Annotated in this window: 19 protein-coding genes; 16 read left to right on the top strand and 3 right to left on the bottom strand. The window is 53.3% G+C overall.

All coding sequences use genetic code 11. From position 1 onward, the window contains the following. The first annotated feature begins 305 nt into the window (after positions 1-305). From WN53_RS02115 to WN53_RS02080, 8 genes are all read left to right on the top strand, one after another. Entirely contained in the window at positions 306-854 is a 549-nt protein-coding gene (locus WN53_RS02115; protein ID WP_024485013.1) for a tyrosine-type DNA invertase, read from the top strand. Between the two features lie 498 nt (positions 855-1,352). Continuing rightward, positions 1,353-1,877, top strand: a complete 525-nt coding sequence (locus WN53_RS02110) for a fimbrial protein (RefSeq protein WP_024485014.1) — start codon at positions 1,353-1,355, stop codon at positions 1,875-1,877. A 99-nt stretch (positions 1,878-1,976) separates the two neighbouring features. Next, positions 1,977-2,651 carry a fimbrial biogenesis chaperone gene (locus WN53_RS02105; RefSeq protein ID WP_024485015.1) on the top strand — a complete coding sequence of 225 codons (675 nt, stop codon included), beginning with the start codon at positions 1,977-1,979 and terminating at the stop codon, positions 2,649-2,651. A 105-nt stretch (positions 2,652-2,756) separates the two neighbouring features. Continuing rightward, a complete protein-coding gene (locus WN53_RS02100; RefSeq protein ID WP_024485016.1) occupies positions 2,757-5,309 on the top strand; it encodes a fimbria/pilus outer membrane usher protein in 2,553 nt (850 codons plus the stop codon). Beyond that, positions 5,300-6,445: a fimbrial protein gene (locus tag WN53_RS02095; protein ID WP_024485017.1), complete on the top strand. Its 1,146-nt coding sequence runs from the start codon at positions 5,300-5,302 to the stop codon at positions 6,443-6,445. The genes WN53_RS02100 and WN53_RS02095 overlap by 10 nt, the downstream gene beginning before the upstream one ends. Before the next feature lie 71 nt (positions 6,446-6,516). Continuing rightward, positions 6,517-7,056 carry a fimbrial protein gene (locus WN53_RS02090; RefSeq protein ID WP_051346306.1) on the top strand — a complete coding sequence of 180 codons (540 nt, stop codon included), beginning with the start codon at positions 6,517-6,519 and terminating at the stop codon, positions 7,054-7,056. Between the two features lie 359 nt (positions 7,057-7,415). Further along, the gene (locus WN53_RS02085; protein WP_021179842.1) at positions 7,416-8,009 is read left to right on the top strand and encodes a LuxR C-terminal-related transcriptional regulator; all 594 of its coding nucleotides are present in this window, start codon (positions 7,416-7,418) and stop codon (positions 8,007-8,009) included. Between the two features lie 66 nt (positions 8,010-8,075). Continuing rightward, entirely contained in the window at positions 8,076-8,744 is a 669-nt protein-coding gene (locus tag WN53_RS02080) for a response regulator transcription factor (protein ID WP_024485020.1), read from the top strand. A 314-nt stretch (positions 8,745-9,058) separates the two neighbouring features. On the opposite strand, the gene WN53_RS02075 is transcribed toward WN53_RS02080, so the two are convergent. Next, entirely contained in the window at positions 9,059-9,610 is a 552-nt protein-coding gene (locus WN53_RS02075) for a tyrosine-type DNA invertase (protein WP_024485021.1), read from the bottom strand. Positions 9,611-10,122: 512 nt separating this feature from the next. Here WN53_RS02075 and WN53_RS02070 point away from each other — a divergent pair. Further along, positions 10,123-11,775 (top strand): multidrug ABC transporter permease/ATP-binding protein, encoded by a 1,653-nt coding sequence (locus tag WN53_RS02070; RefSeq protein ID WP_024485022.1) that lies wholly within the window; start codon positions 10,123-10,125, stop codon positions 11,773-11,775. A gap of 225 nt (positions 11,776-12,000) precedes the next feature. After that, positions 12,001-12,183: a hypothetical protein gene (locus WN53_RS02065; RefSeq protein ID WP_024485023.1), complete on the top strand. Its 183-nt coding sequence runs from the start codon at positions 12,001-12,003 to the stop codon at positions 12,181-12,183. Here WN53_RS02065 and WN53_RS02060 read toward each other — a convergent pair. Then, positions 12,142-13,356 (bottom strand): CynX/NimT family MFS transporter, encoded by a 1,215-nt coding sequence (locus tag WN53_RS02060; RefSeq protein WP_024485024.1) that lies wholly within the window; start codon positions 13,354-13,356, stop codon positions 12,142-12,144. The two genes, WN53_RS02065 and WN53_RS02060, sit on opposite strands and share 42 nt — an antisense overlap. Positions 13,357-14,053: 697 nt before the next feature. On the opposite strand from WN53_RS02060, the gene agaR reads away from it, so the two are divergent. Genes agaR through agaF form a run of 6 tightly spaced genes read left to right on the top strand, consistent with a single transcriptional unit; the run spans position 14,054 to position 18,734 of the window. Continuing rightward, positions 14,054-14,830, top strand: a complete 777-nt coding sequence (gene agaR / locus WN53_RS02055; RefSeq protein ID WP_024485025.1) for a transcriptional repressor AgaR — start codon at positions 14,054-14,056, stop codon at positions 14,828-14,830. A 20-nt stretch (positions 14,831-14,850) separates the two neighbouring features. Then, positions 14,851-16,134 carry a D-tagatose-bisphosphate aldolase, class II, non-catalytic subunit gene (locus WN53_RS02050; RefSeq protein WP_024485026.1) on the top strand — a complete coding sequence of 428 codons (1,284 nt, stop codon included), beginning with the start codon at positions 14,851-14,853 and terminating at the stop codon, positions 16,132-16,134. Between the two features lies 1 nt (position 16,135). Next, positions 16,136-16,612 carry a PTS N-acetylgalactosamine transporter subunit IIB gene (gene agaV, locus WN53_RS02045; RefSeq protein WP_024485027.1) on the top strand — a complete coding sequence of 159 codons (477 nt, stop codon included), beginning with the start codon at positions 16,136-16,138 and terminating at the stop codon, positions 16,610-16,612. 14 nt (positions 16,613-16,626) lie between these two features. Beyond that, complete coding sequence (gene agaW / locus WN53_RS02040; protein WP_024485028.1) at positions 16,627-17,406, top strand: PTS N-acetylgalactosamine transporter subunit IIC; 780 nt, start codon at positions 16,627-16,629, stop codon at positions 17,404-17,406. Next, entirely contained in the window at positions 17,396-18,289 is an 894-nt protein-coding gene (locus WN53_RS02035; RefSeq protein ID WP_024485029.1) for a PTS system mannose/fructose/sorbose family transporter subunit IID, read from the top strand. Before agaW ends, WN53_RS02035 begins: the two co-directional genes overlap by 11 nt. 10 nt (positions 18,290-18,299) lie before the next feature. Further along, positions 18,300-18,734: a PTS galactosamine/N-acetylgalactosamine transporter subunit IIA gene (agaF, locus tag WN53_RS02030; protein ID WP_024485030.1), complete on the top strand. Its 435-nt coding sequence runs from the start codon at positions 18,300-18,302 to the stop codon at positions 18,732-18,734. Positions 18,735-18,784: 50 nt separating this feature from the next. Here the strand turns inward: agaF and WN53_RS02025 are convergent, their stop codons facing one another. Then, on the bottom strand, positions 18,785-20,518 hold the full coding sequence (locus WN53_RS02025) for an ABC transporter ATP-binding protein/permease (protein WP_024485031.1): 1,734 nt from the start codon (positions 20,516-20,518) through the stop codon (positions 18,785-18,787). Positions 20,519-20,563: the final 45 nt, after the last annotated feature.

Below are 20,563 nucleotides of genomic sequence, written 5' to 3'. Positions count from 1 at the left end.
CATTTATGTTGTATTTCTTGCTTTCATTATGTTGTTGTTATGTTGCATAACTCAACCCTGCTGTTTTATTAACCTATAACTGAGCTGAATTACTGATTTTAATCTAAGTGTTAGCTAAGTTGCGTTAGATCATGGGTAATTAGCATTGTTCCATGACCTGGCTGTTTCGTGATTACTTATCGGCTATACTCCGCTGAGGATCCAGGATGTTATCCGAAGGCAGGGGCAAATGCTCCTGAGCGTTGTTGTGGAAATAAAAGGGAGGAAAAATCCACATACTTTTGGTGAAAAGTCAAAGAGGTACTATGACCAGTCGTAAACATTTAACGCCTTCCGAAGTGGAAAAGCTGCTAGAGGCAACGCTGAAAGGCAAGAACCCAGAGAGAGATTACTGTTTGATTTATATGTGCTTTATTCATGGTTGCCGCGTGAGTGAAATCAATAGCTGGCGGCTGTCAGATATCGACCTTGAAGGTGGCAATATTTATATTCATCGATTGAAGAACGGCTTCTCAACGGTTCATCCTTTGTATGTGCGCGAGCGGAAATGTTTACAGCGTTGGATGGCCAAGAGAAAACAGTACCGTGGCGCGGATAGCGAGTGGTTGTTTCTTTCTAACCGGGGATCTCGTTTATCACGCCAGCGAATTTATTGGCTAATTCGTAATTACAGTGAAGCGGCCAATCTGGAGGTCAATGCACATCCCCATATGCTGCGTCATGGCTGCGGTTTTGCCTTGGCGGACCGGGGAATAGATACGCGCTTGATTCAGGATTTTCTTGGCCATAGGAATATTCAGAATACGGTGTTATATACGGCAAGCAATGCCAGGCGGTTCAAGGAAGTATGGTGATTTGAGTAAGGAAAATATGTCTAATGAGTCACTTTGAACTAAATTGCAACATACTCTAAGGATACTCAAAAATAATGTCAACACTAACTATTCAATAATTCATATTGATTGATAAATGCATTGAATAACAACGATTTAAATAATTTTAGCCATAAAAAACCCTCACCCAGCCTTAAGTTTTTTCTTACGTAACCACCTAAAAAAAGCCAAGAGCGAAACCAGTCCGTTTTATAACCAGTTCATAATCCTTTTATATTTGTGTTTTTCAGAATATTAACCCGCTAATTTTTTGTTTTAAGGCCATCCCTGGCACGTTAAACCAAAGGAGTCACTTTAGTTCAAAATGAATCGTTTGACTGGAAAGGTATTGCTGCCCCATTGCTATTTGCGGAGGCGTGTTTCAGTCGATGAACTAAATAAAAAGGAATGACATAGGGTTATGTCAAAAATAAACAAATGTGCGTATTTGAAGTGCATTATTTAAAAGGAAAGTAGTATATGAACAAGAATCTGCTCGCCGTAGCTGTATTGGCTGCCTCCGCGTTTTCCACCGCTGCGTTCGCTGCAGACGGCAAAGTCAACTTCGCTGGTGAAATCATCGATCAAGCTTGTACCGTGCATTCTGACTCAGAAAACCAGACCGTTACTCTGGGTAAAGTGTATGTCGGCGCATTCAAGGGTGGCGCGGGTGTCACTGCTGCTTCTAAGGATTTCTCCCTGATCCTGCAGAACTGCCCAGATACGGTTAAAGCGGCGACAGTGCGTTTTGATGGTATCCAGGTCGCGGGTAACGATGCCGTTCTGGCGCTGACCGATGAGCCAGGTGTTGCCACCGGTGTTGGTGTTCAGATTGCTGACAACAACAACAAAGTGATTAACCTGCACACGGATTCCAGCGTTTACCCACTGAGCAGCACCGATGATAACGTGCTCGGGTTTGTTGCACGTTATTACGCGACTTCAGCCACCGTAACGGCTGGCAAGGCTAACGCAGTGAGCAACTTTACCATTATCTATCAGTAAGTTTTATCCGCTCGGCTGATACGGGCGGTATAAGGCTGGTCAGGGGAGCGAAAGTCACCCCCTGGCCTTTCTCTCAATGGCCGAAGTGGTGAATAAGCAATGAAAGTCTGGCGGAGCACAATAGTCGCAGCGCTGTTACTAACCTTTGGTGCGCAGGTACAGGCGGGCATTATTGTCGGCGGAACGCGCCTGGTTTATGACGGTGGTAAAAAAGAAGCCTCCCTGGGGGTCAATAACCCGGATAAGGTGCCTTATCTCATTCAGTCCTGGGTTGACACAAACGAAGGGGATACCTCCAAGGCACCATTTATCATTACCCCCCCTTTATTCCGTTTGGATGGCGAGCAGAATAATATCCTACGCGTAGTGCGTGCAGGGGGGAATTTACCGACCGATAAAGAATCTCTCTATTGGCTGAACATCAAATCTATTCCTTCGGCCAAGAAACAGGAAAACAGTTTGCAAATTGCGGTCAAGACGCGCATCAAGCTGATTTATCGCCCTCAGGGGTTACCCGGTACGTTAGAGGACGCCGCCAAGACATTGACCTGGCAGCGTAGCGGTAACGCGGTTCAGGTGACTAATGCATCGCCCTATTTTATCACTCTATTCTCAGTCAAGGTTAATGGTAGCCCGCTGAAAAGTGTCAGCATGGTTGCACCGAAATCCAGTGCACGCTTTGAACTACCCGAAGGTAGCTCTGGTGGGGCATTGAGCTGGGAAGTTATTAACGATTACGGCGGTATTACTAAACCGTTTATCGGGAATCTATAAAGGCATTCACCAGATTAAATACTGCAAATCCCTGCACAGGTAGTACAGGGAAGGGACGCGGCTTGCCGGAATTTACTGGCGCGGCTGATAAATGGAGTTAAATGGATGAAAAACCCGAAGCGTATAGGCTCGCGCGGATTTAACCGTACCCAGCTGGCGTGGTTAATCCCATGCCAGGTTGCCATGTTAATGGGAATGTCCGGTAGCGCACAGGCCCGCGATTACTTTAACCCGGCACTGCTGGAGCTTGATAATCCGTCTCAGCGAGGGGCTGATCTGACGGTGTTTGAACATGGTCGGAGTCAGGCCCCAGGTACGTACCGGGTTGATATCTATCTTAATGGGGCGATGATCGATACCCAGGATCTTGATTTCTCCCTGCAACGGAGCCCGGCAGGTGAGGATAGCCTGCAGCCTTGCCTAAGCAGCGATATGCTTGAGGCAATGGGGGTGAAGATCGCCTCCTTCCCCGCTATCCCGGCCTCGGGGCAGTGCGTTAATCTGGCGCAGATCATTCCCCAGGCATCGGCCACGTTCCGTTTTAATCAACAGCGGTTGGATATCAGTATCCCCCAGGCGGCATTGAACTCGACCGTCCGTGGCTATGTTTCACCAGATCAGTGGGATCAGGGAATACCGGCGCTGTTGGTCAACTATAACTTTAGCGGTGCCAATAGCTGGGCACGAAACAGTAAGAGCTCGGACAGCAATAGCTATTATCTCAACCTGCGTTCAGGGATCAACCTTGGCGCCTGGCGTCTGCGTAACTACTCAACCTGGAATCGTGACTCTGATGGTGAAAGCCACTGGGATTCCATCAATACCTATTTACAGCGCGACATCGTAGCGCTGAAGAGCCAGTTGATACTGGGTGATAGCTCCTCTCAAAGTGAAGTGTTTGACAGTGTGCCTTTCCGGGGCGGTCAGTTAGCCTCGGATGATGACATGCTGCCAGAGAGTTTAAGAGGTTATGCACCAACGGTGCGCGGCATTGCCCGCAGTAACGCTCAGGTCACAGTTCGCCAGAACGGCTATGTCATTTATCAGAGCTATGTGCCACCTGGGGCCTTTGAAATCAGCGATCTGTATCCGACGGCGGGCAGCGGCGATCTGCTAGTGAGCATTAAAGAGAGCGATGGCAGTGAGCAAAGGTTAGTGGTGCCGTTTGCTTCCGTCCCGGTGTTACAGCGACAGGGGCGTTTCAAATACAGCCTGACCAGCGGCCAATATCGTTCATCCAACAGTAACGTGGATGATACGTTGTTTACTCAAGGCACGGCGATCTACGGCTTGCCGAGGGGGGCCACCCTTTACGGCGGTGTGCAGGCCGCCAGCAAATATCAGGCACTGGCTTTCGGCTGGGGGCAAAACATGGGGATTATCGGCGCGTTTTCTACCGATGTTACCCAGGCTTGGTCTAAACCTGAATTTTCTGCCAAAGAGCGCGGCCAGTCGTGGCGTATGCGTTACGGCAAGAACTTTGTCGAAACGGGCACCAGCTTCACCTTGGCCAGCTATCGTTACTCTACAGCGGGGTTCTATACGCTGCAGGAAACGTTAAATACCTATACCGGCGGCAAAACATCACAAAGTCAGATTCACAAGAAGAGTCGTGCTGAACTGTCGATGAGCCAGGCGCTATGGGAAGGTGCCGGTTCACTATCGCTCAGTCTGTACAACGAAGATTATTGGAACGATCGGCGCCGTAACCAGTCGGTGAGCGTCGGGTATAACAATAGCTGGAACAGTATCAGCTATGGCCTGAACTACACCTTCAGCAGAGATGGTTATGACAGCAGCGGCGAACGCGTCAACTATGACGACCATATTCTCGCCTTTAATATCAGTATGCCATTGGGCGGAAGGCTGTCTGACAGCTATGCAAGCTACAACCTCAATACCAGCCGCAAAGGCACCACCAGTAACTCCGTCGGCCTTAACGGTACCGCATTACCCAGTAATAACCTGAGCTACAACGTCAGCCAGGGATACACCAGCCAGGGCGTCGGGGCTTACGGCAATAGCAGCCTTGGCTATCGTGGCGGCTTGGGCAGAGTCAACGTGGGGTATGGCTATAACCGTTCCGATCAACGCCTCAACTACGGTGTACAGGGCGGGATCCTCTTGCACGAAGACGGTTTGACACTCTCGCAACAGATGAATGAGACGGCGGTGCTGGTAAAAGCACCGGGAGCCAAGGGTGTCAATATAGCCAACCAACCTGGGGTGACTACCGACTGGCGTGGCTATGCCGTGGTGCCTTACGCCACGGTCTATCGCAAAAACAATATTGCGATAAACACCACTACTCTGCCAGATGATGTCGATATGACGATAACCAGTCAGACGGTGATCCCAACCCGTGGTGCGATCGTGCGCGCCGAGTTCAAACCTAATGTCGGTCAGCGGGTATTGATGACCCTGTTGAGGCAGGGGGCGCCAGTACCGTTCGGTGCCACCGTAACCGATAGCAATGGGGGTGACAACGGCAGCATCGTCGGTGACGGTGGTCAGGTATTCCTCTCTGGGATGGCCGGTAGCGGCAAGTTGCAGGTCAAGTGGGGCAACGCCGCGTCGCAACAATGCCAAGTGTCTTACAGTGTGCCGGAGCAAAAAGATAGCACCGGGATCCGTTTGATGAATGGCCAATGTTTATAAAGGCTTTAATGATGAATAAATGGAAATCGTTAGTGCATTATTCAGCCATCGGGGGAGTTATCGCCTTGGGGTTGGGGAGCCTGCCATCGGCGCAGGCCGCCATCGGGCAGTGCGAACCTGCAGGCTCGACTATGGGTTATCACTTTACGTTTAATCAGCTGTTCGACCATCCGGATAAGAACACGGCTGGCAAGACGTTTTATGAGGTGAATAAGGCCGAAAATGTGTGGCAGAACGAGGGGGACGGGTATCTGGTCAACTGCGACTGCGGTAGCGAAACTCGGATGAAAGAGTCGTTTATTATGGCTGTCCCAAGGGGGGCGGCTCTGCCGGATGGGGATGGTAGTAGGCAGTTCTATTCGTTGAGCGGTAGCGAGGATTTTTCTGCCGCTATGGAGGTGTATATTGCCGGTGCGGTCAATAAATATTTCCCTGTGCCTTTCCCTGGTAACGGATGGCGGGGGAATGGCTTTTTTAACCGGCCTCAGGATTGTAAGGGCGTACTCTACGATAGTGGTGCACAAGGATTAGTTCATCTCTATTTCAGGCAGGCGGTTATTGGCACGTCGACAATAACGCATTCTCCCCTGTTGGATGTCTATATTAATTCGGATCCCAATGTAGGCCGGGGGAGCAGACCAACGGCGTCAGTGAGCATGAGCGGTAAGATCACCGTGCCGCAAAAATGCGAACTTAAAAACCCAATGATTACCGTGCCCTTTGGCAGCATTATGTCCACCGATTTTAATGTTAAAGGTCAAAAGCCAAGTACCGTCCAGATTCATGAAGAAACCCTGTATCTGGAGTGCACCAACCTGTCGACGCGCGCAAAAATCAGCTTGCTGTTTGAGGGCGAGGTGAACCCTCATGATCCTACTGCCCTGAAGACCACCACCACTAATGGTTCGGTGACGTCGAATAATGATGATATTGCGATCAGAATTGAAGAAAAACGTGGCGGGAATACTCAGGTTATTTCGCCTGGGGACCGACTATCAATGGAAATGAATGGCTTGGGTAATATTAATAGTGATAGTCAGACGACATTGAACATCTACCCTATTAGCACGACCGGCAAAGCACCGAAAGTTGGAGACTTTGAGGCAACCGCGACTATTACGGTAAAAATGGAATAATCCCGTTTGCCTCGGAAATCTCGGGCTTTCTGCGAAAGTAAGTTTAACTAAAATGGAGAAGGATATTTATTATGGATATGAAAGCAATTTTTAAAACGACTGCATTGTGCCTGGCTCTCGGTGGTATGGGGATCAGTTACTCGGCTTTGGCGGTCGATGCACGCATAAAGATCACCGGTACGGTTAAAGCTTCGCCGTGTACGGTCGATGCCGTAGGGGGCGATGTAAACGTGAATTTGGGGGAGATCAAGGCACATACTCTGACCGCGGGTGCGGGGAGCGATTGGGAGAATTTTAGTCTGGATCTGAGTGACTGCCCAGCCTCAACCACTAACGTTATTGCGACTTTCACCGGTACGGCAGCGGATGAAAGCACGGATTTGTATAAGAACGAGGCGGCTAATCCTGCCGGTGCCGTGCAGATTGAAATGGTTGATGGCAGTTCATCAGCTAATCGCCGGTTGGGCACCGGCAGTGATATGACCGTGGCTGTCGATCACTCCACCAGTAAGGCGAGCTTCCCGCTGAAGGCGCGCGCTTTTAGCACTAAAGGTGGGGCAACCCCAGGCAGTATTGAGGGCGTTGTGCAGGTGGCTCTCACCTATCAGTAATCACCAGTAATACCCTCAAGCCATAAGAAAGCCTGGCCCCACTTTTTTATGGTAGTTTTAGCTGTGTCTGTTGGGTTAATTGCCTGGGGCTTATTAATTATTGGTAGCTGACTTTATTTTCAATGTGTTGTTTGATCAATAAAAACAAGAAAAGATAGCCCTCATAACTATGAGAGGGAATGACATTTTTGCACACCAATTTATCAAGGAAGTAAAAAAGGGTATTTAGCAGAAATGGGAGGTTTAATATGACAATGGTTCATACTTATCAGAGAGGGAGTGCGCATTCCCCCAGCCCTTATGGGTTAAAAGGGGACGGTGTGATTGTAATGGAATCTTGCCCCATCACGGCACTCGGAATGCGTAACATTTTGGCCCAGTCCTGTGGCTTGACGGACGAGGTACAACGAGTCAGTAATCTGGAGCAAATCCCAGGATTGATGCGCCATCGCCCGGCCCGGCTGTTGATTATGGAACTGTGTGGTGAAGAAGAGTCGGTTCTGGATGGTTTAAGGCTGATTGCACAGTGCCTGGAGCATTGGCCAACCACGGCGATGATCGTGTGTACCGCTCTTGACGATCCTCGGGTGCTGCAATTGCTGACCGCATCAGGCATCAAAGGGCTGGTGCTCAAACAGGAGCCTGGCGTTGCGCTGGCGCAATGCGTAAAGCAGGTTTTATCGGGTTGTCGCAGCTATAGCCATAAGGTAAGGCAATTGCTGAGCAGTCAGTCCGCCATTGGCAAAGCCTTGACGTCCCGTGAGCTGGATGTGTTGACGCACCTGTTTTCCGGCAAAAGCGTGACCACCGCGGCGTTGATGATGCACCGTGATGTCCGCACCGTCAGCACCCACAAGCGTAATGCGATGCACAAGTTGGGCTTTCAGAATGATGGTGAACTTTATTTGCAAGGCAAGTGGATGGCAAAGACCGGCCCGGTGTTTGCCCGCTAACCCTTGATACCGCTATGCACTTATTCTCTGGATGGAATCAACGAGATATTTATACAGGAGTCGTCTATGCAACCGTTGTCACAAAAGCCGCTTGGCTTGGCGTTAATGGATCGCAGCCCACTCACACTTACTGGGCTGTCTTGCTTTCTTGGCACGCTTAACGTCGCCAATGAGATTATCGTGCAGGAAACCAGCATGGCTGGGGTTGCCGAAAGGTTGCTGTACCAACCCGTCGATATTCTCATCACCGAACTCAATGGCCTGAATGAAACCATCGCACAGTGTCGTGAAGTTCTCCTTAATTTGTGCGCGCAGCAGCCTGAGTTACGGGTCATTGTTTACACCCGCAGCCAGACAGGGGAGGATCTGTGCAAGCTGCTTGATGTGGTCAATATCAGCGTGGTGTCCCGTGGGGATGAATTGCCGCTGGTCGGGGAGTTCTTTCACCGGGTATTTAACGGTGAGCGCGTACTGAGCCCGTTGATCGGCTCTTATCTGGCGCGTACCGATCCTGAAGATGTTTCCAGCCTGCATCATCTGACCCGTTGCGAAAATGATGTCCTGTCGTTCTTGTTCAACGGGATGAGCCTGCGGGAAATTGCTGAACTGCAACAACGCAGTATCAAGACCATCAGCGCGCACAAATGTAATGCCATGCGCAAACTGCAGGTTAAAAACGACAGCGAGCTGTTCTCGCTGAGAAAAAACATTAGCCAGCAGTTTGCCTGTGATTGATGGCTGGAAATCGCTTGATGCCCCGCCGTGCTGTCATCAAGTATGGCGGGGCATACCGCAGAGCTGACGGAACGGTACCTCGAACTGAGCCGCTATCCATAGATATTCAGAACGGCGTTCTCGAAGCGGCCAAATCTCGGCAGTATCATGATAATCGTGCCGTCAAGTTTGGCTTATGGCAATAAAGGCCAGCCCCTGATATCCCATCGTGATCGACTATGATATATAGCGTAAGAATATTGGCTGTTGCACAGCTAGCTACACTTGCGAAGTAAAGAATGCGGTGCCAGTTTGAATCGGTGGCCTGCGCTGGGTTAAATATGTATTACCCGAAAGCGTTCAACATTGCTGGCAGTATAAATAACGGTGTTCTGAATGTTGCGATGGCCCAGGTAATCTTGAATGAGTCTGGTGTCGATCCCTCTATCTGCCAGGGCATAGCCGCAGGAGTGGCGTAGCATATGGGGATGGACCTGGACGTCGATACCGGCTAATTCACCGTAGGACTTTATTAATCGGTAAAGTTGTTGGCGTGAAATTTGCCCACCGTGGCGAGAAAGAAACAGCCAGGGGCTATCAGGTTCCAGGTAGCTTGGGCGTTTTGCCAGCCAGCGGCTCAGCGCGATACGCTCGCGGATTTGAATAGGATGCTGGACCGAAAAACCGTTCTTTAGGCGGGATACATGTAAGCGGTTGGTGGCCAGGTCAATATCCTCCAGCCGCAGGCCCCGTAGTTCGCTGACGCGTAATCCATGAATAAAGCACATCAACAACATACAGCGATCGCGGCAACCGTTGGCACCGTCCGGGACGGCGGAGATCATTCTCTCAATTTCAATATGGCTGAGATATTTGCGTTTTGTCATTCTCTTATCCCTAAGTTAAATAAAGCAAATATGGCGGGTGGTTTATTCATTTAAACATTGAATACCCTTGGCAGCAATAAAAATAGCAGTGTGAATGCGGGGTTAATCCTGCGGTATTATCTTATCTCTAGGGTTGAAGGGGGGTTAGTGGTTATTTATTAAGAAAAAATCAACTCACTTGATCATCAGGAAATCCTGCTTGATGGGGTTGAGAATCGTATGTTTAGAAATGATTGGCCTAATCTAACTATTTTAATTGTTTATCTAAAACGACTTGAACATCTTTGGGTTTATACCTTTTTTTGAGATTTTTATTATTGTGTTAATAATATTTCTTAGCCCGATAAGCAGCTGCTTGCCCTCTATTTTCTTTAGTCATCGCCCCGCGTTTAGTCTGCACGGACAGGCCAGGGCCAGCATCTTCTCACCCAACAAAATGAGAATTGTTATTGATATCACGCTTTCGCCCACTACAATGCCCGCCAGTGCATGATTTTTGAATAGGGTTTCTGATGGAGTTGTTACGGGTGGTGTTCCAGCAGTATCGCTGGCCGTTTCTGGCGGTAATGGCGTTAACCATGGCCAGTGCGGCGTTGGGGATTGGCATCATTGCATTTATTAACGTGCAATTGATGGGCGCGGCGGGTAACCCGCTAGTGGTGTTGCCACAGTTTCTCGGCCTGTTGGCTCTGTTGATGGCGGTTACGCTCGGCTCTCAGTTGGCGTTGACCACTTTGGGGCACTATTTTGTTTACCGGCTGCGTGGTCAACTGGTGAAGCGCATATTGGATACCCATATTGAACGGTTGGAGCAGTTGGGCAGTGCCTCGCTGCTGGCTAGCCTGTCGAGCGATATCCGCAATATCACCATTGCTTTTGTCCGCCTACCGGAGTTGGTTCAAGGGGTGATCCTGACCCTGGGATCGGCTGCCTATCTGGGCTGGCTGTCACCTGCCATGCTGGGCGTGACCGCGATATGGGTGACGATCACCATTTTGGGAAGTTGGTATCTGGTCTCGCGGGTTTATAGCCATCTGAGCAGCGTGCGCGAAGCGGAAGAGCGGCTCTATCTGCATTATCAAGCGGCGATCGACGGGCGCAAAGAATTGGCGCTGAACCGCGATCGGGCAAAAATGCTATTCCAGCAGGCTTACCAGCCCGATGCAGGTGACTACCGTTACCATATTATCCGTGCAGATACTTTCCACCTTAGTGCCGTGAACTGGTCGAATATCATGATGCTGGGCGCCATCGGCCTGGTGTTCTATATGGCAAACAGCCTGGGCTGGGCGAACACCACGGTGGCGGCGACCTATTCCCTGACATTATTGTTCCTGCGTACCCCCTTATTACAGGCGGTTGGGGCATTCCCGACGCTGATTGCGGCCGAAGTGGCCTTCAATAAAGTGAAGGCACTCAAACTGGCGGACTATGATCCGGCATTTCCGGCCCCACAGACTCGCGCGTGGCAAACGCTGGAACTGCGCGACGTGGCATTCCACTATGCGGCGGGTGAACAGCAATCAGGGTTTGCGGTTGGGCCGATCAATTTGACGTTACGGCGGGGCGAACTGGTATTCCTGATTGGCGGCAACGGCAGCGGTAAATCGACGCTGGCCATGCTGCTCACTGGGCTGTATGTGCCCGTTAGTGGGCAGATCCTGCTGGATGGTCAACCGATTACGGTTGCCGATCGTGAAGATTATCGCCGCCTGTTCTCTGCCATCTTTACGGATTTCTACCAGTTTCACCATCTGTTGGGGCCGCAAGGGGAACAGCCGGACGCCGAACTGGTGGAAACCTGGTTGCAGCGCCTGAAAATGAAAAGCAAATTGGAGTTCGACGGTACGCGCGTCACCAATCCGCAACTGTCACAAGGGCAGCGCAAGCGCCTGGCCCTGCTGCTGGCGGTGGCTGAAAAGCGGGATATTTTACTGCTGGATGAGTGGGCGGCGGATCAGGATCCCCAGTTCCGCCGTACTTTCTACCGCGAGTTACTGCCTCAGCTGCGTGAAATGGGAAAAACCGTGTTTGCCATCAGCCATGACGACCATTACTTTGAACATGCAGATCGTCTGCTGCAAATGCGAGATGGTCATCTGAGCGAACTGATTGGGGATGAGCGCCATCAGGCGAGCCGGGACTCCGTTAGCCAGCTTGATTGAATTGCCGAATTTGTCGGGGCGCACATGTTTGCCCCGACATAGCGAGCCGGTTGAGAAATATCTGTCGTCCCATAGGCCTAGGCTTGTTGAGTGATTGTTTATATCGATAATCAAAATCGCCGCCAATGATTTACTCTGTGTCTAGGGGAAAACGGTACATGGCATTGCGCTCGTGGTACCGATTTCAATTGGCAACAGGGTAGCCAGGGGAGCAGGAACGCGCCGATGGACAATCAATCACTCATTCCCACCACAGAGGTCCCATTAGCGGAAACGCTATTATTTCCGCCATCCTGGCAACTCAATGAGCGGCAACAGCGCTTTATCGAAGATCTTTGGCTGGTGGAAGATCATACCGTGCCCGGTTCAGCCGATAATCTTGCGGCGCCCGGCCAGGATGCCGAATAGCATCTGCAGCAGCGTTAACCCCAGCAAAATTGTCAACGGCACCGTCCAGCCTTGCGTCAAATCATGCACCAGGCCAAACAAGGTCGGCCCCAAAGCGGCCAGCAGATAGCCGATGGACTGCGCCATCCCTGACAGCACCGTTGCCTGATGATGGTGCTGGCTGCGCAGACCAAAGAATGACAGCGCCAGCACCAACGAACTCCCCGCCCCCAACCCGGCAAATATCAGCCAGATAAGCGAGTGGGCAGGCAGCAACAGCAATCCGCCGACGCCAATAAAGATCAACAGCGAACTGACCAGTGCGATCCCCCGCTGGTCGCGTGCGCGTGGAAGTGCAAACACCATCACAAAGTTGGCGGCGATTGCCACGATCTGATAAACAAACAGCTCGAACCCCGCCTGCTGCGGTGAGGTGCCGTGGCTGGCGGCAAAGGTGCTGAACCAACCGATAATGGTGTAGAAGGTGATGGATTGCAGCCCCATGAACAAGGCTACCTGCCAACCCAGGGCGCTGCTCCAGGGGGAGCGAAAGGTTTCTGCGGCCACCGGCGTGCCGGTTCGGGTTACCGGAGTGGGCTTGCGTTTCAGTTGGGGTAGCCAGATCGCCAGCGCGATAAACGCCGGCAGGCTCCAGCACAGCAGTGAAAAACGCCAGCCGTTATCGTTGAATGCCGCTAACGGCACCGCCATGCCGGAGGCGATAGCGGCCACCAGTGACATCACGGCTGCATAGGTACTGATCATCACCGCAGCCCGATGGGGAAAATCGCGTTTTACCAGCGTTGGTAGCACCACGTTGGCAAAGGCGATGGCCGCGCCGATCAACACCGTTCCCAACCACAGCATGCCATCCCGCGGTTGTGAACGCAGCACGATCCCGGCGACCAGCAGCACCAGCGCCAGCCCAAGCGTGCGCTCAATCCCGATGCGCTTGGCCAGCGACGGTGTTAATGGCGATAACACCGCAAACAGGATCAGCGGCAGGGAGTTGAGTAACCCGGCGGCGGTGGCAGAAAGCATCAGCTGGTGCTGGATCTGTTCCAGTAACGGGCCTACGCTGGTTAAAGGGGCGCGCAGGTTAGCTGCCACCAGCATGATGCCGGCCAGCAATAAGAAACGCGTCAAACGACTGCGTTTAACAACACAATTTGCGGATGGTTCGGGTTGGGGCATGAGATCCTCGCATCAGGCATGCAGCCAATCATTACTGCACGACGGGATGCGTTGATTGACGTTAACGCTTACGTACTGGCAGGGCTGCCAGTATCTGCGTGCCAGTTTAGGAAAGATCGCCTCGCCTGACAAGAGGTTAAGGAAACCGCGCCTGGCCCCCCACCAAGTGACTTTGATCAACGTGAGGGAAACTATTGCTGGCAGCATTGCTCGCCATAACGGATAGTAACAGCAGTAAACTTATTGTGAGGAATCGCTATGTCTTCTTTCTACAGCCCCCGCCGTATTGTGCTTTACACCATCGCCGTGATCGTGATTTTGGTGATTGTCGGTCTGGTGACCCACCTGGGTGTCGGTTGGCTAAACTGAGCCAATTAACAGTTTTGTGATGTTGATCACCTAAGGAAAGAAAAGCCTTTCCGCTGCTGCCCGCCAAAGCCGCTTTCACTGTGCTATTTTTCACATACTCTTAACCTGCCGCCCTATCGGCCTGCGGCAGATTTCACTTTTCTCGCGCCCGCCGAGGAAATAGTTTCATTTCGTTTCGATCCGAAAGCTTTTTACCCCCATTTGCTGCTAAAACTGCCCTGTAACCCCGATCACAATTTCATTGCTTTCGCTTTGTTGTAATACCGCCGCAGTAGAGCGAAAGCCATCATCTCCCGGCCAAAACCGGAAACCTGAGGACCTATTGCTCATGCCAGTGAACACCGCTAAACGACGTGAAGACATCATCGATCTGCTCTGCGAGCACGGAAGCGTGCGGGTGGAACAGCTCAGCAAACAGTTTGCCGTTTCCACGGTGACGATCCGCAACGATCTGCGCTTTCTGGAACGTAAAGGCTGTGCGCTGCGTGCCTATGGTGGGGCAATGCTCAACCAGCAGTTTGCCTTTGACCGCCCGTTACATGACAAAGGGCGTTTGAACCGCGATGTGAAATCACAGATTGCCTGCCGAGCGGCAAGCTATGTGCGGGACGGCGATGCGCTGATCCTGGACTCCGGTTCCACCACGGCCCAGATCGTGCCCTGGTTGAAACCGCGCCGCGATCTGGTGGTGATGACCAATGCGCTGAACATTGCCTATGAGCTTTCAGGTTACGACGGGGTGGAAGTAATGGTGTTGGGGGGAAGCGTCCGGCAGAACTCCTATTCGCTCTATGGCCCGGCTGCCGAGCAGCAATTGCGCCAGTACCGCTTCGACAAACTGTTTCTGGGCGTCGACGGTTTCGATCTGGTTGCGGGGATCACTACGCCTCACCCCGGTGAGGCACACCTCAATCGTGTGATGTGCGAGGTGGCGCGTGAAATTATCGCGGTAGCGGATGCCAGCAAGTTTGGTCGCAAGAGCTTTTGCATGATCCGCGAAGTCGGGCAAATTCATCGGCTGATCACAGATAGCCGTCTTCCACAAGATTATCAGCAGGCGCTCAGCGATTTAGGCGTAGATGTGGTGATAGCCGATCGCGACTAGGGCGCCCTCATGGGGGATTCATGCAGCAGTGGTTACAACTGGTAGCACAGCACAAGGCCGGCCAGCCGGTGGGGATATTTTCCGTTTGCTCCGCGCATCCTTGGGTATTGCAGGCCGCCTTGCGGCAAGCAAAGGCACGTGGCACACCGGTATTGATCGAGGCGACGTCAAACCAGGTTAACCAGTTTGGCGGCTATACCGGCCAGACCGCCGCACAGTTTCGTGATGCACTGTGGCAGATGGCGGATGACATCGGGTTGCCAAGGAGCGCTATTTGGCTGGGGGGCGATCATCTTGGCCCCAACGCCTGGCAAGACCGCCCGGCACAAGAGGCGATGGCGCTATCCGAAACCCTGATTGACGACTATGTGCGCGCCGGATTTCGCAAGATCCACCTCGACTGCTCCATGTCCTGCGCTGACGATCCTACCCCGTTGGGAGATGAAGTGGTGGCACAGCGTGCGGCGCGCCTGTGCGCGGTGGCGGAACGAGCCTGGCAGCAAGCGGGTGGTGAAGCTCCGGTGTATGTGATCGGAACCGAAGTTCCGGTACCGGGTGGAGCGCAGGAAACGCTGCAAGGCATCCAGGTGACTACGCCACAGGCTGTCTCCGTCACGTTAGAGGCGCACCGTCATGCCTGGCTGCAGGCAGAGCTGAGCAGCGCCTGGTCTCGAGTGATCGCCTTGGTGGTGCAACCCGGCGTCGAGTTCGACCATCACAGCGTCGAACATTACCAACCGCAGGCGGCGCAGGAGTTAAGCCGCTTTATCGAACGCCAGCCGGGGCTGCTGTATGAGGCCCATTCGACCGATTACCAGGCACCCAAGGCCTATTCGCAGCTGGTGCGTGACCATTTCGCCATTCTGAAAGTTGGCCCGGCGCTCACCTTTGCGCTGCGTGAGGCGCTGTTTGCCCTCGATCGTATCGAGCGTGAATGGTTGGGGGAGCATCGTTCGGCCCAGCTGTGCGCCACGCTTGAGCAGGTGATGCGCGAACAGCCGCAGCAGTGGAGCCGCTATTATCACGGCAGCCCGCATCAACAGTATCTGGATCGGCACTACAGCCTGAGCGATCGCGTGCGCTATTACTGGCCGCAGCCACAGGTTCAGCAGGCAGTGGATGCGCTGATGGACAATCTACGGAGCAACCCAATCCCGCTGGCCTTACTCAGCCAGTATTTACCCGATCAGGCACGGGCCTTGAATGCCGGTGAGCTGAGCCAGGATCCGCAAGATTGGGTGATCCACAAAATTACCCAGGTGCTCGAAGACTACCACTCAGCCTGTTACCCGGAGGTGCGCTGATATGCCCAATATTCTGATGACCCGTATCGATAACCGCCTGGTACATGGCCAGGTCGGGGTGACCTGGACCAATACGCTGGGCGCCAATCTGGTGGTGGTGGCCAACGATGATGCCGCCGCCGATCTGGTACAGCAAAACCTGATGGACATGGTGGTCGCGGAAGGCGTGCAGACCCGTTACTTCACCCTGCAAAAAACCATCGACGTGATCCATAAGGCGGCGGATCGGCAAAAGATTTTTCTGGTGTGCAAAACGCCGCAGGACGTGTTGACGCTGGTGCAGGGCGGGGTGCCCATCACCTTTGTCAACGTTGGCAATATGCACTTCGCCGCAGGGAAACGGCAAATCCACAAAACGGTCTCGGTGGATGACGATGACATTGCCGCCTTTCGTGAGCTGGCGGCGTTGGGCGTAGCCTGCGAGGTGCGCCGGGTGCCGGATGAAGCCGGTGAAGCGATAGGCAAACTGCTCGCTTGAGCGCAGGGGGAAGCATGTTAACTGACGCGTTATTGATTGCATTGCTGGCGGGGTTGGCCGGGGTCGACCTGTTTAACGGTCTGACCCACTTCCATCGCCCGGTAGTAATGGGGCCACTGGTTGGCCTGATCCTGGGGGATGTCACCACCGGCTTATTGGTGGGCGGGACGCTGGAGTTGGTATGGATGGGCATGGTGCCATTGGCCGGTGCACAACCGCCTAACGTGGTTATCGGCGGGGTGGTCGGCACGGCGTTTGCCATCCTCACCAAGGCCGATCCCAAGGTGGCCATTGGCGTGGCGGTGCCGTTCGCCATTGCAGTACAGGGCTGCATCACGCTGCTGTTCACCGCGTTTTCACCCATGATGCACCGCTGCGATCGCATGGTGCAGGAACTGAACTGGCGCGGCGTTGAGCGGGTGAACTACCTCGGCATCAGCATTCTGTTTGTTTTCTACTTTGTGGTGGCGTTCTTGCCGATCTACTTCGGTGCCGATGCGGCCAGTGCCATGGTGCAGAAAGCGCCGACCTGGCTGCTGGATGGGCTGGCGGTAGCGGGCGGCATGATGCCGGCAATCGGCTTCTCACTGCTGATGAAAGTGATGATGAAGAAAACCTACGTGGCGTATTTCATCCTCGGTTTTATTTCGGTGACTTTCCTTAAGCTGCCGATCCTGGCGGTGGCGCTGGGGGCATTGGCGATCGCGCTGATCGATTTCTTTAACAGTCAACGGGCAGATGCGGACGTGACCAGAAAGCCTGTTCAACCGGAGGACGCCGAAGATGGCATTTGATGATTCTGACGATCTGCTGGCGCAAAAGGCCGCAAAACGCCTGGAACAGGCATTGGCCACCAGCCAGGTAGAGCAGGATGACTATGTTGATAGCCAGCCAGCAGAAGCGCTGACGCGCAGTGATATCAACCGCATGGCCTGGCGCTCGCTGCTGCTGCAGGCATCGTTCAACTATGAACGTATGCAGGCCGGTGGCTGGCTATACACCCTGATCCCTGGCTTGCGCAAGATCCACCGCAATCCTCAGGATCTGGCGAATTCGATGAAGATGCATATGGAGTTTATCAACGTGCATCCCTTCGACGTCACCTTCCTTTCGGGGTTGGTGCTGGCGATGGAGCAAAACAAGGAAAAAGTCTCCACCATTCGAGCGGTGAAAGTGGCGCTGATGGGGCCGTTGGGAGGCATTGGCGATGCGCTGTTCTGGCTGACGCTGTTGCCGATCTGTGCGGGCATCGGGGCATCCCTGGCGCTGGAGGGCAGCCTGTTTGGGCCGATAGTGTTCCTGCTGTTGTTCAACGTGTTCCACTTCGGGCTGCGCTTTGGGCTGGCGCACTATGGCTATCAGGCGGGCACCAGTGCGCTGACGCTGTTGAAAACCCATACCAAACGAATATCCCATGCGGCGTCGATCGTGGGCATGACGGTCATCGGTGCGCTGGTGGCCTCTTATGTGCATCTTTCTACGCCGCTGATCATGCATGCCGGTAAGGCCACCGTCGCGTTGCAAACGGACGTGCTCGATAAGTTGATGCCCAACCTGTTGCCGCTGTGCTTCACGTTGTTGGTGTTCTTCCTGATGAAGCGTGGTTTCTCACCGGTGAAACTGATCGGTGTGACGGTGGTGATTGGCGTAGTGGGTAAATTTATCGGTTTGCTGTGAGGAAGAGAACATGCCAGGAATTGTCATTACCGGCCACGGCGGTTTCGCCAGCGGCCTGCTACAGGCGGTAGAGCAGGTGGTGGGGGAACAACCCGCCTGTATCGCGGTGGATTTCCCTGTCCATATGGGCACGGCGGAACTGAAAGTGGCGTTGAGTGCCGCGCTGCAAGCGGTAGCGCAGCCGGACGGCGTGGTTTTTCTTACCGATATGCTGGGGGGATCGCCATTTCGGAGCGCATGCGAGTTGGCTGATGCGCATGGCAACTGTGAGGTGCTGACCGGGGTGAATATGCAGTTGGCTGCCGAAATGATGCTGGAGCGCGAAGGGCTGAGCCTGACTGAGTTCCGCGACATGGCGCTGGCCTGCGGCAAACGCGGCTTGACCAGCCTGTGGCACGAACGGCGTAAGGTGAAATGCGCCAACGCCGAGGCGGATGGGATTTAATCAAGGGGACCCGGTTCTCTATGGGAATGGAATCCCCTTGTATGTTGAGACTAACTCGGTATTGGCAACGGGCTAAGCGCCATCTGGGCCGGGCCATTTTCATCACGGCTGAAACGCCAGCAGGTCTGATGATATTTCGCCACGCTGTTGCGGTGTGCCACGCTGACCAGCGTGACTTCGGGCAGTTCATCAACCAGCAGGCAATACATCAACTGCTCGGTTTCATCATCCAACGCGCTGGTGGCTTCATCCAGGAACAGCACATCCGGGCGGGTCAGGATCGCACGAGCAAACGCCAACCGCTGCTGCTCACCCGGTGAAAGGCGATGGCTCCAGTTGGCGCTGGTATCCAACCAGCGTTGCAGGTGCTTCAGCCGGCAGTTTTCCAGGACTTTCAACAACTGCTCATCGCTGTAGTCTTTATCCTGATGTGGATAGCTCAGCGCTTCACGCAGCGTACCGATCGGGATATAGCTGCGCTGCGGCAGGAACAGCGTAGTGAGATGTTTATCCAGGCCGATCTCACCAGAACCGTAAGGCCAGATCCCGGCAATGGCCCGCAACAGTGTGGATTTACCACAGCCAGAAGGGCCGACGACCAGCACGCGCTCACCGCGTTGCAGCGTCATGGTTGCCGCACTTAACAGCGGCTGTCCATCGGGCAGCGTCAGGCCAACATCGCGCAGCATTAGCGGCGAGTGGTCTTCCTGTTGCAGGCTGATACCGCGGGTTTGGTTATGGACTTCGTCCACCGCCGCGTTAAAGCCTGCCAGACGGTTAACGCAGGCTTTCCAGGTAGCCAGATCGGTAAACGCGTCGATAAACCACGACAGCGATCCTTGCACCTGGCCAAACGCGGAGGAGATCTGCATCAGCCCGCCCATCTGGATCGCACCGGAGAAATAGCGTGGTGCCGCCACCAGCAGCGGAAAGACAATGGCAAACTGGCCGTAGAAGTTGCTGGCGATATTCAGCCGCCGGGTGATGCGCATGATCGACCACCAGTTGCTGCGGATGGCTTCAAAGCGGTTACTTAGCTGTTGCTTCTCTCGTGGTTCACCGTGATACAGCGCGATGGCATCGTTATTTTCGCGGATACGGATCAGCCCGAAACGGAAGTTCGCCTCATAGCGTTCCTGATTAAAGCCGAGCATGACCAGCGGCTTGCCGACCCACCAGATCAGCAACGAACCCAGTACCGCGTACAGCAGGGCGAACCACACCATATAGCCGGGCAGGGTAATGGTATGTTGGGCGATCACAAAGGTCATCGGCCCGCTGATATGCCAGAGAATGGTAATAAACGAACAGAGCGTCACCAGGCTGGAGAGCAGGCCGAGCGACAAAGATAAGGTGTACTGGGTCAGGACGTTGAGATCGTCGGAGATACGCTGATCGGGGTTATCGATAATCTGCTGCTGTTCGGTATGGTAATAGGCCTGATGTGCCAGCCACTTGCCCATAAATTTTTCCGTCATCCAGCGCCGCCAGCGCATCTGTAGGCCCTGGGTCAGGTAGATCTTGTAGACCGCCAGCACGATGAAAGCCAACGCCAGATAGGTAAAGCGCCACAGCTGGGCTTTGAATACCGGGTAGTTCTTATTCTGCAGGGCATCGTAGAACACCTGGTTCCACTGGTTGATCAGTACGCTGATATAGACCAGCCCCAGAGATAGGCCCACGATAGCGATCAGCATCGCCCAGGCGCGCCATTTTTCTTCCGAAACCCAAAAGGGTTTGATTAATTGCCAGACGGCTCGTTTTTGTGTGGTGCTCGTGTTCATAAAAATCCAGAAGGTATCGTTTTCTTCTAGCATGGGCACGAGGCT

This window comes from Serratia fonticola (genome assembly GCF_001006005.1).
Classification (GTDB): domain Bacteria; phylum Pseudomonadota; class Gammaproteobacteria; order Enterobacterales; family Enterobacteriaceae; genus Chania; species Chania fonticola.
The sequence above is the reverse complement of the archived record's forward strand: the minus strand, read 5'-3'. Positions and strand labels throughout refer to the sequence as shown.